This is a genomic window from Enterovirga sp., from assembly GCF_028290205.1.
Taxonomy (GTDB): Bacteria; Pseudomonadota; Alphaproteobacteria; order Rhizobiales; family Beijerinckiaceae; genus Enterovirga.
In genome coordinates, this window is the sequence record NZ_JAQGKF010000065.1 from 1 (window position 1) to 14,140 (window position 14,140).

Genomic DNA, 14,140 nt, shown 5'->3' on the forward strand with positions numbered 1-14,140 from the left:
AGACGAGTTCGCCCAGCTCGCCGTCGGGCAGCACGCGGCCGGTCGCCGGATCGATGATCTCCGGGTAGAAATGGTCCTCCCAGACGTGCAGCCCGTCCTTGGTCTCGCGGAATTCCATCGAGACGCCGGGGCCGATCACCTCCGTCAGCCCGTAGATGTCGACCGCGTCCATGCCGAAGGCGGTCTCGATCTCGCGCCGCATCGCGTTGGTCCAGGGCTCGGCCCCGAAGATTCCGACCTCGAGCGAAGTCTCACGCGGATCGATGCCCTGCCGCCGGAACTCGTCCAGGATCGCCAGCATGTAGGAGGGCGTCACGGTGATCAGCTCGGGCCGGAAATCGGAGATGAGCTGCACCTGCCGCTCGGTCATGCCGCCGGAGACCGGGACCACGGTGATGCCCAGGCGCTCGGCCCCGGCATGCACGCCGAGCCCGCCCGTGAAGAGCCCGTAGCCATAGGCATTGTGCAGCATCTGGCCCGGCCGCGCCCCGGCGGCCCGCAGCGAGCGGGCCATCACCTCCGCCCACATCTCCAGATCCCCCCGCGTATAGGCGGCGACGATCGGTCTGCCTGTGGTGCCGGAGGAGGCGTGGATGCGCAGGCATCGCTCGCGCGGCACGGCCAGCATGCCGAATGGATAGCTCTGGCGCAGGTCCGCCTTGGCCAGCAGCGGAAAGCGGGCGAGATCGGGCAGCTCGCGAAAGTCGCCGGGCGCGAGTCCGGCAGCGTCGAAGGCGGCGCGGTAATGCGGAACGTTGTCATAGGCGTGGCGGAGCGACCAGCCGAGGCGGCGCGTTTGCAGCGCGGCGAGTTCGTCGCGCGACATGCGCTCGGCGGGGTCGAGGCCCGCATCCGGTCCGGTCATCTGTCCCCTCCCCCTCGGTCCCGGGCCTGTTGCGGCCCGATGATCGCGTCCCGCGGACGCGGTCGGCTTGGTCGGCTGCGGCGGAGCGCGCGCCGCTACATGGCGTCGAAATCCACCACCACCCGGTCCGTGACGGGGCGGGCCTGGCAGGTCAGGACGAAGCCTGCCGCGAGTTCCCAGCCCTCGAGCGCGTAGTTGACGTCCATCCGGACCTCGCCCTCGCTCACCCGCGCCCGGCAGGTCGAGCACATGCCGCCCCGGCAGGCATAGGGCAGGTCCATGCCGGCACGGAGCGCCGCGTCGAGCACGGTTTCGCCCTCGCGCACCCGCACCTCGCGGCGCTTGCCGTCCGCGATCAGCGCGGCGAGGCGGCCCGTGGCCGCGTCCCCCGGCGCCGCCCTTCTGGGCTGCGGCACGCCGCCCTGTTCCGAGACGAAGCGCTCATGGTGGATCCGGTCCGGCCCGATGCCGAGCGCGAGCGCGGCCGCCTCCACCTCCTCGCTCATGCCGAGCGGGCCGCAGATGAACAGGTGGTCCACGACCCGGGCCGGGACGATGTGCGTCAGCAGCAGCCGCACCTTGGCCCCGTCGAGCCGCCCGTTCAGCACCGGCACGTCCTGCTCCTCCCCGGACAACACGTGAAACACGGAGAACCGATCGAGATAGCGGTCCTTCAGCTCCTCGAGCGCCGTCCGAAACAGCATCTCGGCCGTCGAGCGGTTGCCGTAGAACAGGAACACGCGGCTTTCCGGTTCGCGTGCCAGCACGCCGCGGATGATCGACAGAATGGGCGTGATGCCCGAGCCGGCCGCGAACCCGGCATAAGTCCGCCCGCCCGCCGACGGCTCGATCTGGCCGAAACGGCCGGTCGGCGTCATCACGTCGATCGTGTCGCCGGGCTGCAGGGCGGCGTTGGCGAAGGTCGAGAACAACCCGCTCTCGACCCTCTTCACGCCGATGCGCAGCTCGCCGTCGCCGGGGGCCGAGCAGATCGAGTAGGAGCGCCGCACCTCCTCGCCCTCTAGGGCCGAGCGCAGCGTAAGATATTGGCCGGGCTCAAAGGCGTAGGCGGCCATGAGTTCGGCCGGGATGTCGAAGGCGATCGACACCGCGTCCGGCGTTTCCCGGCGAACGTCCCGGATGGTGAGCGGGTGGAAGCGGGGCCGGATCATGCCGCGGCGGCGCCCCGGCGAAGCGGGGGAGAGTGGCGGCCCCGGCGGAGGGGCGCGACGCCCCCTCCGCCATGCTCCGCGTGCCCCACCTTCCCGGCCGGGCAGGGGCGGATCACGGGGCCGCACGAGCCCGGGCTGACAGCTCTGGCTAATGGCATTTGAAAGAGTCGAACGGCTCGCGGCAGGACGTGCAGCGCCACAAGGCTTTGCAGGATGTCGAGCCGAACTGGGCGAGGCGCTCCGTCATGTCCGAGCCGCAGCGCGGGCACGCCACGACCTCCTGGCCGAACAGCGCGCCCCGGCTGGACCCGGCGGAGGGGGGCGCCACCCCGTAGGCCAGGAGCTTGGCCCGGCCCTCCTCCGTCATCCAGGCCGTGGTCCAGGCCGGGTGCAGCACGGTCCGGATCTCGTGATCCGGGATGCCGGCCCGGGCCAGCGCGAGCGCGATCTCGAGCGCGATGACGTCCATGGCCGGGCACCCTGAATAGGTCGGCGTGATGGTCACGACGACGCGACCGCCCTCCGTGCTCACATCCCGGAGCACGCCCAGATCGGCGATCGTCAGCACTGGGATCTCGGGGTCGACCACCTCGCCCGCCGCCGCCCGGGCGCGGGCGAGCAGGTCCGGCGGGCCCGCCCCGCTCACCACTTTGCTCCCGGATAGCTGCGCTGGAGGACCTGCATCTCGGCCAGAAGATGCCCGAGATGCTCGGAATGGCGGCCGTGGCGACCGCCGGACTGCATCCAGCCTCCGACCGGCCGGGTCAGGGTCGCTTCCCGCAAGACCTGGTCGACGGTGCGGGACCACACCTCGCGCAGCGGCTCGGGATCGGCTGCGAGGCCGGCCGCCATCAGCTCGCGCTCCGCCGCATCGGCCTCGAACATCTCACCGGTGTAGGGCCAGAGCAGGTCCAGCGCTTCCTGGGCCCGGGCGTGGCTCTCCTCGGTGCCGTCGCCGAGCCGGATCACCCATTCGGCCGTGTGGCGGAGGTGGTAGGCGCTCTCCTTTTCCGACTTCCCGGCAATGGCGGCGAGCGTCGGGTCCCCTGAGGCCAGGGTGGCGCGCCAGAACGGGTCGGCGAAGGCGCTGTACAGGAACTGGCGCAGGAGGGTCTGGGCGAAATCGCCCTTGGGCAGTTCAGCCAGGAGCAGGTTCCGGTAGGCCGGCGCGTCCCGCAAGTAGGCGAGTTGATCCTCGTCCGAGCCGTCCGCCCGCAGCTCGGCCACGTAGCCGTAAAGCGAGCGCGCCTGGCCGATCAGGTCGAGCCCGATATTGGCCAGGGCCATGTCCTCCTCCAGCATCGGCGCGTGGCCGCACCATTCCGACAGCCGGTGCCCGAGAATCAGCGCGTCGTCGGCACGCCGGAGCGTGTAGAGGGCGAGAGGGGAGTCGGTCGCGATCTTCATCGTTGCACCACCCCCCTTGTCACCCCGGCTGGAGCGAAGCGGAGGGGAAGGGGATCCACCTGGATCGTGCCGGCGCCCGGGAGGGCGTCGCTTCGCGCCATCACATGTGCCCGACATCGTCCGGCACCTCATAGAAGGTCGGGTGACGGTAGATCTTGGACTGGGCCGGCTCGAACAGCATGCCCTTGTCGGCCGGGTCCGAGGCCGTGATGGCGGCGGACGGCACCACCCAGACCGACAGCCCCTCCCCCCGCCGCGTGTAGACGTCGCGGGCGGCCTGGAGCGCCAGCGTCGCATCGGCCGCGTGCAGCGAGCCGACATGCTTGTGCGCGAGCCCGTTGCGGGAGCGGATGAACACCTCCCAGAGCGGCGTGTCGGGTGTGGGCATCTTGGGTCTCCCTCCCTGCGCTCCGTCCTGTCATCCCCGGCGGCCCGAAGCGCCGGGAAGGGGATCCATGGGCCAGGCGTGATCTGGCTCCATCCCCCCGCGCTTCGCTCCGGCCAGGGAGGCCGCGCCGTCTAGGCCGCTTCTTTCACGGCCGCCCGCGCCGCACGCTTGGCCGCATAGGCAGCCGCCGCCTCCCGCACCCATGCGCCCTCCCGATGCGCCTTGCGGCGGGCAGCGAGGCGCTCGCGGTTGCAGGGGCCGTCGCCCGCGATCACGCGCTTCAGCTCGGACCAGTCGATCGGGCCGAACCGGTAGGACCCGGTCGCCTCGTCGCGGGCGAGGTCGGGATCCGGGACGGTGAGCCCCAGGAACTCGGCCTGTGGCACGGTCGCGTCGACGAATTTCTGCCTGAGCTCGTCGTTGGAGAAGCGCTTGATCTTCCAGCGGGTGGACTGGTCCGAATGCTGGCTCGCGCCATCCGGCGGGCCGAACATCATCAGGCAGGGCCACCACCAGCGGTCCAGCGCGTCCTGGGCCATGGCCTTCTGGTCCGGCGTGCCCCGGGCCAGCGTCATCATGATCTCGAAACCCTGGCGCTGGTGGAAGCTCTCCTCCTTGCAGACCCGGATCATGGCCCGGGCATAGGGCCCGTAGGAGCAGCGGCAGAGCGGGATCTGGTTCATGATCGCCGCACCGTCGACCAGCCAGCCGATGGCGCCGATATCGGCCCAGGTCAGCGTCGGGTAGTTGAAGATCGACGAGTACTTGGCCCGGCCCTCCAGCAGGGCGTCGACCATCTCCTCGCGGCTGGTGCCCAGCGTCTCGGCGGCGGCGTAGAGGTAGAGGCCATGGCCGCACTCGTCCTGGACCTTGGCCAGAAGCGCGGCCTTGCGGCGCAGCGTCGGCGCCCGGGTGAGCCAGTTTCCCTCCGGCAGCATGCCGACGATCTCGGAATGAGCATGCTGGGAGATCTGCCGGGTCAGCGTCCGGCGATACGCCTCCGGCATCGGGTCGTTCGGCTCGATGCGCTGGTCGGCGTCGATCCGGACCTGGAAGCGGCGGGCGAGTTCGGACTCGGCCGCCGCGGGCGGCTCGCGGTCGGGCGTGTTCAGGGCCTGGGTGTACATGCCGTCCTCCCGACCGTTTCTTGCCGGATCATGTAACAGCAAAGTCCCGGCCGCAAGATATTCAGTAACGCGTCAGCGGAAGCGGCGGCGCAGATCCGGCCCGGCCGCCGGCAGCGGACCCGCTTCGTCAACGCCGTGGGCGTCCAGCCAGTTCTCCGAGCCCGGCAGCAGCGAGCGATACAGCCCGGCGCAGAGCCGGCGCGCCTCGTCTCCGGGCCAGGGCTGCGGCACCAGGGCCTTGGGCAGGACAGGGTCGCGCAGGACGATGCGCCGATAACTGTGGATCATCAGGACGCGGGCCGCGAGCGCCTCGAGATCGGACAAGGTCTCGCCCGCGTCGAAGCTCGCCTTCAGCGGCGTGAACAACGTCACGAACTGCCCGTAGGACTGCGCCACCCGGTCCAGCGGCCAGGCCAGGCCGACGAGGCGGCGGGCCGAGGCCGGCGGGCAGCGCGCCTCGATCCGGATGGCGTCCCGCGCCTCTTCCGGCACCGGCGTGCCCGGCAGGGCAATGTGCAGCCCTGGCAGGGCCGCCCCGAAACCCGCGGCGGCGAGCGCGGCGCGGGCGCCCTCGTGGTCGCCTTCGGCCGTCATGATCAGCGTCAGGCAGCCGTCCCAGCCCGGAGAGCGCAAGCTGTAGATGTGCTCGCTCGCTTCCGTGAAGGTGGCCCGCCCGGGTTCGGCCAGCCGGTAGAAGCTGTTGCGGCCGGCGCGGCTGCGCTCGAGCCAGCCATCCGCCGTGAGGCGTGACATGGCGGTCCGCACGGCGCCGTCCTCGGTGCCTAGCGCCCGCAGCACCTCCAGCACGGTGCCCAGCCAGACGGCTCCCCCGCGCGGCACGATGGCGTCGCCGAACAGCGTGATCACCAGCGACCAGGTGCGGGAGGGCTCGCTCCGGAGGTGGTGGAGCAAGCCGTCGAAGGCCGGGGACGGCATGGCGGGCGGTGCGATGTGATGCGGGATCAGGCGTTCCGGCCAGGTATCCGCAAGTCTATCCCGATCCGGAGCCGCATCGTCCACCTCTTCCGGCGCGACACCCGACAGCCGCGTTCCCTCTTGCTTGACGGGCAGCCGGGATCGCGGTCAAGACGGGGCGGCACAGGCCGTACCGGGCGGCGCGCGGCCAAAAGGCTCTCCGTGGACCTGTCGATCTTCGTGATCCTCTTCCAGGACGGCGTGGTCAGCGCGGCCATCTACGCGCTTCTCGCCCTCGCTATGGTGCTGGTCTTCACGGTGACGCGGGTGATCTTCGTGCCGATCGGCGAGTTCGTGTCCTTCGGGGCGCTGAGCCTGGCCGCGCTGGAACTCGGCCGCGCGCCCGGCACGGTCTGGCTTCTGCTTCTGTTCGGCCTCGCCTCCGGCATCGTCACCCTCTGGTCCGAACGCCGCGTGCTGACCGCCCGCATCTGGCTCCGCACCCTCGCCGAGACGGTGGTCCTGCCCGTCGCCGTGGCGGCCCTGGTGCTGCTCCTCGCACCACACCGGCCAAGCCAGTGGCTCCAGGTCCTGCTCGCTCTCGCCGTGACGGTGCCGCTCGGCCTGTTCCTCTATGGCGCGGTGTACCGTCCGCTGGCCCAGGCCTCGGTGCTGGTGCTCCTGATCGTGTCGGTCGCGCTCCACATCGCGCTGGTCGGGCTCGGCCTGATCTTCTTCGGCGCAGAGGGTTCGCGCACCGCGCCGCTGTCACAGGTCAGCCTGACCCTCGGCGACCTGTCGCTGTCCGGCCAAGCGCTGGCCGTGCTCGTGGTCACCGCCGTCCTGATCGCCGGCCTTTACCTGTTCTTCGGCCGCACGCTGATCGGCAAGGCCCTGCAGGCGACGGCCGTGAACCGGCTCGGTGCGCAGCTCGTCGGCATCTCGCCGCTCTTCTCCGGCCGCTTCGCCTTCGGGCTCGCGGCCCTGATCGGCACGGCCGGCGGCATCCTGATCTCGCCGCTCACCACGATCTACTACGACACGGGCTTCATCATCGGCCTGAAGGGCTTCGTGGCGGCGATCATCGGCGGGCTCGTCAGCTACCCGGTCGCGGCCGGGGCCGCACTCCTGGTCGGAATCATCGAAAGTTTCGCGTCCTTCTTCGCGAGCGAGCTGAAGGAGGTGATCGTCTTCATGATCATCGTCCCGATCCTGTTCGTGCGGTCCCGGCGCTCGCTGGTTCTCGAGGACGAGGAGTGAGGTCGACCCAGGTCGCGGCGCTGCTCGCCTTCGCCCTCGCCGCACTTCTGCCCATGCTGCCGGGCGTCCCGGCCTATTGGCTGACGCTCGGCAGCCTGATCGGCCTGTCGGCCATGGTGGCGCTCGGCATCGTGGTGCTGACGGGCGTGGCCGGCGTGGTGTCGTTCGGCCAGGCCATGTTCGTCGGTTTCGGGGCCTACACGACCGCCATCCTGACCACCCGCTACGGCTGGCCGCCCCTCGCCACGCTGCCGGTCGCGGTGCTCCTCACCGGGCTGCTGGCCTGGGGAATCGGCGCGATCACGCTGCGGCTCAAGGGCCACTATCTGCCGGTCGCGACCATCGCCTGGAACATCAGCTTCTTCTACCTGACGGGCGGGCTCGACGCCTTTGGCCGCTTCGACGGCATCTCGGGCATTCCGCCGATCACGATCGCCGGGCTCAGCTTCGCGGGCGGGGCGAGCTTCTACCTGCTGACCCTCGCCATCCTGGCCCTGATGGTGGTGGCCACCGCGAACCTGCTCGATTCCCGTGCCGGCCGGGCCATTCGGGCGCTGCGGGGCGGCGTGCTGGCGGCCGAATCCTTCGGCATCGACACCGGGCGGGCCCGCATCCTGGCCTTCGTCTACGCGGCCGTTCTGGCCGCCATCTCGGGCTGGCTCTACGCGCACTTCCAGCGGGCCATCAACCCGACGCCCTTCTCGGTCACCGTGTCGATCGACTACCTGTTGATGGCGGTGGCGGGCGGCGTCGGCCAGATCGGCGGCGCCCTGGTCGGGGCCGGCCTCGTGACGCTCGTGCGCGACAAGCTGCAGGACGTGCTGCCGGCCCTGCTCGGCACGGCCGGCAATTTCGAATCCATTGTCTTCGGCTTCGCGCTGATCCTCATTCTCCAGTTCGCGCCCGAGGGGCTGTGGCCGCATCTGCGGCGGTGGGTTGGCCGGAGGCCGGAGGCCCCGGCCGGCAGCCCTGTGGCGGCAGCACCGTCTCCGCCCCCAGCAGGCGCGCCCGCCGGGGCGCCGGCGCCCCTCCTGTCCGTGGTTCACCTGCGCAAGACCTTTGGCGGGCTGGTCGCCGTCGACGACCTCACCTTCCGGGTGGGCGCGGGGGAGATCGTCGGGCTCATCGGACCGAACGGCGCCGGCAAGTCGACGAGCTTCAACCTGATCACCGGAATGCTGCCGGCGAATGGCGGCTCGATCGGCTTCAGGGGCGAGGAGCTGCGCGGCTGGCCGGCGCGCCGCATCGCGCCGCTTGGCCTCGCCCGCACGTTCCAGCACGTGAAGCTGGTCGACGGCATGAGTGTGCTCGACAATGTCGCGATCGGCGCGCATCTGCACGGGCGGGCCGGCCCGGTGGCGGGCGCGCTCCGCCTCGACCGGGCCGAGGAGGCGCGGCTCTTCGCCCGAGCCCGGGCGGCCCTGGCCCGGGTCGGTCTGCCCGGGGCGGGCGACACGGTCGCCGGCGAACTCCCGCTCGGCCAGCAGCGGCTGGTGGAGATCGCCCGCGCCCTCGCCCTCGAACCGGCGCTGCTGCTGCTGGACGAGCCGGCGGCGGGCCTGCGCCACGCCGAGAAGCAGGCCCTGGCCGGGCTGCTCCGCGCCGTTCGGGCGTCGGGCGTCGGCGTGCTCCTGGTGGAGCACGACATGGATTTCGTGATGGAGCTGACGGACCGGTTGGTGGTGATGAATTTCGGCGCCGAACTCGCCCAGGGACGACCGGCCGAGATTCAGGCCAACCCGGCCGTGGTGGAAGCCTATCTGGGCAGCGCCGCGTGAGCGCGCCCCTCCTCAGCCTGGAGCGGCTGTCGGTCTCCTACGGCCGGGTCGACGCGGTCCGGGAGGTGTCGCTGAGCGTGCCCGAAGGCGCCATCGTGGCGATCCTCGGCCCGAATGGCGCGGGCAAAACGACGCTGCTCTCGGCCGTCATGGGAATCCTGCCCTGCCGCGGCCTCGCCACCTTCCGGGGCGTGCCGCTGGCCGGGCGCCCGGTCGAGCAGCGGGTCGCGGACGGCATGAGCCTTGTGCCCGAGAAGCGCGAGCTGTTCGTGTCGATGACCGTGGAGGACAATCTGCGCCTCGGCGGCTTCCGGCGGCGCAGCACGGCCGGATTCGCGGAAAGCCTCGACGCGATGTGGGCCCTGTTTCCCCGGCTCGCGGAACGGCGCATGCAGCTGGCCGGCACGCTGTCCGGCGGCGAGCGGCAGATGCTGGCCATGGCCCGCTCCCTGATGAGCACGCCGCGCCTGCTCATGCTGGACGAACCGTCGCTGGGCCTCGCGCCCCTCATTGTGAAGGAGGTTTTTCGGGTGATCGCCGAGTTGCGCCGAACAGGCGTCTCCATCCTGCTGGTCGAACAGAATGCCCGCGCGGCGCTCGACCTCGCCGACCACGCCTACGTTCTGGAAAACGGCGCCGCCGTCCTCGAGGGGCCGGGCGAGGCGCTTCGCCGCGACGAGCGGGTCATCGCGACCTATCTCGGCATCCGGGCGGTCGCGTCGTGACCGACCTCGCCTTGCAGATCCGGCCCGAGGGGCCGGAGGACGAGGAGGCCATCGAGCGTCTGCACGAGCGCGCCTTCGGACCGGGCCGCTTCGCCCGCACGGCCTTTCGGCTGCGTGAGCGCGGCGCCGCGACCCCGGAGCTGTGCTTCACGGCCTCGGTCGGCACGCTGATCGTCGGCTCCGTCCGGGTCTCGCCAATCCTGATCGGCGGCGCGCCGGCGCTGGTGCTCGGCCCCCTCGCGGTCGAGCCCGCCTTCGAGAAGCGCGGCATCGGAGCGGCGCTCACGCAGCGGGCGCTGGAAGCCGCCCGGGCCGGCGGGCACCGGCTGGTGCTGCTGGTCGGGGACGAGCCCTATTACAGCCGCTTCGGCTTCGCCCGCGCCCCGGCCGGCCGGCTCGAGATGCCGGCCCCGGTGAACCCCGCCCGGCTGCTGGTGGCGGAGCTCCAGCCCGGCGCCCTGGACGGCCTGGAAGGACGGGTCATGGCCCGGAGGGGCCTAGCCCCGCCGGCTCAGGCTCCAGGCGCGGCCGTGCGGATCGAAACCGCCTCCTGAGCAGGAAGCGGCAATGCCGGGCGGCTAGGCTGCCCGGCGGCGGCCCTCCAGCAGCCAGGCGGCCAGGACGGCGCCGATCAGGAGAGCGAGGCCGAGAAGGCCGAGGCCGAGCGGCATCACGGACACGCCCCGGACAATGGCCGAGTCGGTCGGCCGCAGGCCGATCCAATCCGCCCCCGCCGCGCGCGAGCCCGACCGCACAGTCTGGATGCGGGGCAGGTTCGGCCCGCCGCTCTCCCCCGCCACACGCCGGCTCGAGCCGCCCGTCGCCTCGGCCAGCGGCCGCAGACGCTCCGTGTCCGAGAACACGTCGGCGAGTTCGCGCGGATTGACCGTCCCGACACTGGCAAAGGCGACGAGGTCGCCCGACCGCAGCGTGTGCAGGCCGAGTTCGCCCGCCCGCACCTGCGCCCGGTAGAGCCCGGGCCGGTCCTCGGCGGCGGCGATCTCCTGCTCCCGGCCGCTCGGCGACACGACCCGGACGGGGCCGGGGTCGCCCCGCATGGTCTGGCGCTCGATCCGGATGTCGCGGCCCGACACGCTGGCCCGCAGCGCCTCCTCCTCGAGGGCAGGCTCCTTCATCAGCCAATGCGCCAGCCGGCGCAGCAGATCCACATGCGGGCCGCCGTCGTTGTAGCCGCGCGCCCACAGCCAGGCGTGGTCGGACAGCAGCAGCGCGACGCGCCCCTTCTCCTCCCGCGCCAGGACCAGCAGGGGCCGGTCGCCGGCGCCCGACATCACGCTCGCCCCGCGCCGGATGTCGGCCCCGATGGTGCGCAGCCACTCGCCCCAGGCGGGCGGGTCCGATTCGGAGCCCGGCAGGTCGCGGGCGACGGGATGACGCTCGCCCTCGCGGGTGATCTTGGGCTTGAAGGGCTCCTCGACGATGCGGCCGTCCGGGCTGCCGGGCAGAATGGCGGCCAGCCGCGTGCGGGCCAGGCTCGACGGCCCGGAGAATTCCGGCCCGGCCGCGATCAGCAGCGCGCCGCCCTCCCGCACGTAGCGCGTGATGTTGTCGAAATAGCTCGATGGCAAGACGCTCTGGTTCGCGTAGCGGTCGAAGATGATGAGGTCGAATTCCTTGATCTTCTGCTGAAACAGCTCGCGCGTGGGAAAGGCGATCAGCGACAATTCGTTGATCGGCGTGCCGTCCTGCTTCTCGGGCGGGCGCAGGATGGTGAAATGCACGAGATCGACGTTGGCGTCGGATTTCAGGAGGTTGCGCCAGGTGCGCTCGCCTGGGTGCGGTTCGCCGGAGACGAGGAGGACACGCAGCTTCTCGCGGATGCCCTCGATGGTGACCACGGCCCGGTTGTTGGCGGGCGTGAGTTCGCCCGGCAGCGCGTCGGCCTCGATCTCGACCACGTTCGGGCCGCCATGCTCGACCCGCACCGTCAGGCTGAAGGGCTGGCCGGTGCGGACCTGTTGCGCCAGGACGGGCTCGCCGTCGCGCCGCACTGTGACGCGAGCCGTGCCGGTGCCGCCGCGTTCCGACACCTCGGCCCGGATCGTCTGCTCCTTGCCGACAATGCCGAAGCGCGGCGCCTCGATCAGCGCGATGCGGCGGTCGCGCTCGTTCGGCCGCCCGGTCACCAGCACGTGAATCGGAGCCCGGAAGCCGAGATCTGACGCGTCCGCCGGAATGTCGTGCACCACACCGTCGGTCACCATCAGGATCCCGGCCAGCCTGTCGGGTGGCACGTCGGCGAGCGCGCGGCCGAGCGCCGCGAACAAACGCGTGCCGTCGTCGCCTTCGCCCTCGCCGGCCTCCACGAACCGCGTGTCGAGATCCGGCAAGGCGCCGAGGCGCTTCTCCAGCTCGTCCCGCACCCGGGTGGTCATCTCGGCCCGGTCGCCCAGGAGCTGCGAGGCCGAGCGGTCCACCACCACGGCCACGATGTCGCGAACCTTTTCGCGCTCCTCCTGGACCAGCGACGGGTTGCTCAGCGCCGCCAGAACCAGGCCCATGGCGAGCGCCCGCAGCACCGCGACCGGGCCGCGGGCCAGCAGGGCCAGAACCGCCATGGCGAGGGCGAGCGCACCGAAGGCTGCCAGCAGCCACAGCGGCACGAGCGGCGTGAAGGATAGGCTCAGGGTCACTGCCCGAGCCTTTCGAGGAGCGCCGGCACGTGCACCTGGTCGGCTTTGTAGTTGCCGGTCAGGGTGTACATGACGACGTTGACCCCGCCCCGAATGGCCATTTCCCGCTGACGCGGGTCCGGGCCCACCGTCGGGTAGAGCGGCTCGCCGTTGCGGCCCACCGCCCAGGCGGCCGCGAGGTCGTTCGAGGTGATCAGGATGGGCGACACGCCGTCTCCGGCGCGGGCCGGCCGGCGCTCGCCGTCAGGGGCCGGCGGCAGCGCCTCGACCCAGGTCTGGCCAGTGGCGTAACGGCCCGCGAAGCTGTCCAGCAGGTAGAAGGTCTTGGTCAGCACGTGGTCGCGCGGCACCGGCTCCAGCTCGGGGATGTCGAGCGTCTGCAGCATGCGGCGCAGCGCCTGCCCCTCGGGGCTCGGCGCGCCGCCCGGCCGGAAGCTCGCCGCGTCCCGGGTGTCGAACACCACCGTGCCGCCGTTCTTCATGAAGGCGTCCAGCTTGCGGATTGCCGCGTCGCCGGGCTGCGCCTGGCGGGGTGCGACCGGCAGGTAGATCAGCGGGTAGAAGCTGAGCTCGTCGCGGGCGAGGTCGATGCCGATCGGGTCACCGGGCTCCATCGCGGTGCGGCTGGCCAGCGCCTGGCTCAGCCCCAGGAGGCCGGCCCGGCTGGTGGCGTCGATCTGGCTGTCGCCCGTGATCACGTAGGCCAGCCGCGTTACCAGCGCCGGCTCCACGCCCGCCCGGGCGGGCCGCTCCTGCGCGCCGGTCGGCTGCGCCAGCAGCGAGGCGGCGGCCAGGACGGCGAGGGCGACCGAAGCCGAAGCGCCGGCCGCGCGGCGGCGGGTTGGGCGAGGCCGCAGACGTGCGAGGTGGCCGCTCAGCCAGAGCGAGGCCAGCGTGTCGAGCAGCAGGAGCAGGATCGCGGCCGTCAGCAGCCCGCCGCGCAGGTCCAAGGTCTCGGCGCGCCGGAGCGGCTGAACACGGCCTCCGAGCGGCCCCAGGTCGAGCGGCAGCAGCCTGTCGCCGGCCACCAGCGCGTTCACGGCGACCGTGGCGTCGCTCGGCCCGTAGAAGCCGGGCGGGTGCTCCTCGCGGGCGCGCTCGGCGAAGTCGCGCCGCACCGGGCGGGCGTTGCTGTTCGGCAGCACAAAGGCCCCGAAACCGTCCAGCACCCGGTTCGGGGCGACGGTCGCGACCTCCTGCCGGGCCTCCTGCCCGGCCGGAACCATGGCGCCCGGGCCGGACATGGTGACCACCCGGCGCAGCATGTCGACGAACAGGCCGGTGAGCGGCAGGTTCGACCAGGCCGCATCGGCCGTGACATGGACCAGCACCACGAGACCCTCGCCGCGCCGGTCCGCCGTCACGATGGGGGTGCCGTCCTCCAGCGCCGCCCAGGTGCGGCGCGCGAGGTCGCCGTCCGGCTCGGCCAGGATCTGCCGCCGGACGCCGAGATCACTCGGGACCGCGAGGCCGTGGAACGGGCTCTCCCGGCCGAAAGCCGCGAAGGTGCGGGGCGCGTCCCAGGACAGGGCCCCGCCGAGATTGCGGCCGCCGCGGCGGAGCCGCACCGGCACGAGGTCGTCATTGCCGCCGGCGAGCCGCGTGCCGGCAAAGCGAAGCAACAGGCCGCCCTTCTCGACGAAGGCGGTGACGCGGGCCAGCGTATCGCGGTCCATGGTGCCGACATCGGCCAGGACCAGCGCCGAGACCTGCTGGTCGAGTAGCGCGGAGATGGCCTCCGACACGCCGCCCGGCGCTTCGCGCAGCTCCGAATAGGGCCCGAGCGCGCGGGCCAGGTAGTAGGTCGGCGACAGCAGCGGCTGCGCCTGGTCGGCGGACGCGCCCGACA

Annotated in this window: 13 protein-coding genes; 4 read left to right on the top strand and 9 right to left on the bottom strand. The window is 71.9% G+C overall.

Features of this window, described 5'->3' with window-relative positions:
- The 7 genes from JWR86_RS04520 to paaX all read right to left on the bottom strand — a co-directional run.
- Nucleotides 1-865, bottom strand: an 865-nt coding sequence (locus tag JWR86_RS04520) for an AMP-binding protein (RefSeq protein ID WP_299561364.1), incomplete at its 3' end; no start/stop codon positions are given.
- Nucleotides 866-960: 95 nt separating this feature from the next.
- Complete coding sequence (gene paaE, locus JWR86_RS04525; RefSeq protein WP_299561367.1) at nt 961-2,037, bottom strand: 1,2-phenylacetyl-CoA epoxidase subunit PaaE; 1,077 nt, start codon at nt 2,035-2,037, stop codon at nt 961-963.
- 148 nt (nt 2,038-2,185) lie between these two features.
- Complete coding sequence (paaD, locus tag JWR86_RS04530) at nt 2,186-2,686, bottom strand: 1,2-phenylacetyl-CoA epoxidase subunit PaaD (RefSeq protein ID WP_299561370.1); 501 nt, start codon at nt 2,684-2,686, stop codon at nt 2,186-2,188.
- Nucleotides 2,680-3,444 (bottom strand): 1,2-phenylacetyl-CoA epoxidase subunit PaaC, encoded by a 765-nt coding sequence (paaC, locus tag JWR86_RS04535; protein ID WP_299561373.1) that lies wholly within the window; start codon nt 3,442-3,444, stop codon nt 2,680-2,682. Before paaC ends, paaD begins: the two co-directional genes overlap by 7 nt.
- A 100-nt stretch (nt 3,445-3,544) precedes the next feature.
- Nucleotides 3,545-3,832 carry a 1,2-phenylacetyl-CoA epoxidase subunit PaaB gene (gene paaB, locus JWR86_RS04540; RefSeq protein ID WP_299561376.1) on the bottom strand — a complete coding sequence of 96 codons (288 nt, stop codon included), beginning with the start codon at nt 3,830-3,832 and terminating at the stop codon, nt 3,545-3,547.
- Nucleotides 3,833-3,963: 131 nt separating this feature from the next.
- Nucleotides 3,964-4,959 (bottom strand): 1,2-phenylacetyl-CoA epoxidase subunit PaaA, encoded by a 996-nt coding sequence (gene paaA / locus JWR86_RS04545; RefSeq protein ID WP_299561379.1) that lies wholly within the window; start codon nt 4,957-4,959, stop codon nt 3,964-3,966.
- Nucleotides 4,960-5,031: 72 nt separating this feature from the next.
- Entirely contained in the window at nt 5,032-5,895 is an 864-nt protein-coding gene (paaX, locus tag JWR86_RS04550; RefSeq protein WP_299561382.1) for a phenylacetic acid degradation operon negative regulatory protein PaaX, read from the bottom strand.
- Between the two features lie 201 nt (nt 5,896-6,096).
- Here paaX and JWR86_RS04555 point away from each other — a divergent pair, with 201 nt between their 5' ends.
- Genes JWR86_RS04555 through JWR86_RS04570 form a run of 4 tightly spaced genes read left to right on the top strand, consistent with a single transcriptional unit; the run spans nt 6,097 to nt 10,191 of the window.
- Nucleotides 6,097-7,134: a branched-chain amino acid ABC transporter permease gene (locus JWR86_RS04555; protein WP_299561385.1), complete on the top strand. Its 1,038-nt coding sequence runs from the start codon at nt 6,097-6,099 to the stop codon at nt 7,132-7,134.
- Entirely contained in the window at nt 7,131-8,912 is a 1,782-nt protein-coding gene (locus JWR86_RS04560) for a branched-chain amino acid ABC transporter ATP-binding protein/permease (RefSeq protein ID WP_366914538.1), read from the top strand. Before JWR86_RS04555 ends, JWR86_RS04560 begins: the two co-directional genes overlap by 4 nt.
- Nucleotides 8,909-9,637: an ABC transporter ATP-binding protein gene (locus JWR86_RS04565; protein ID WP_299561388.1), complete on the top strand. Its 729-nt coding sequence runs from the start codon at nt 8,909-8,911 to the stop codon at nt 9,635-9,637. The genes JWR86_RS04560 and JWR86_RS04565 overlap by 4 nt, the downstream gene beginning before the upstream one ends.
- Complete coding sequence (locus tag JWR86_RS04570; RefSeq protein WP_299561391.1) at nt 9,634-10,191, top strand: N-acetyltransferase; 558 nt, start codon at nt 9,634-9,636, stop codon at nt 10,189-10,191. Before JWR86_RS04565 ends, JWR86_RS04570 begins: the two co-directional genes overlap by 4 nt.
- Before the next feature lie 24 nt (nt 10,192-10,215).
- On the opposite strand, the gene JWR86_RS04575 is transcribed toward JWR86_RS04570, so the two are convergent.
- A complete protein-coding gene (locus JWR86_RS04575) occupies nt 10,216-12,291 on the bottom strand; it encodes a hypothetical protein (protein WP_299561394.1) in 2,076 nt (691 codons plus the stop codon).
- On the bottom strand, nt 12,288-14,140 hold a 1,853-nt coding region (locus JWR86_RS04580), incomplete at its 5' end, for a DUF4159 domain-containing protein (protein ID WP_299561397.1). The genes JWR86_RS04575 and JWR86_RS04580, both read right to left, overlap by 4 nt.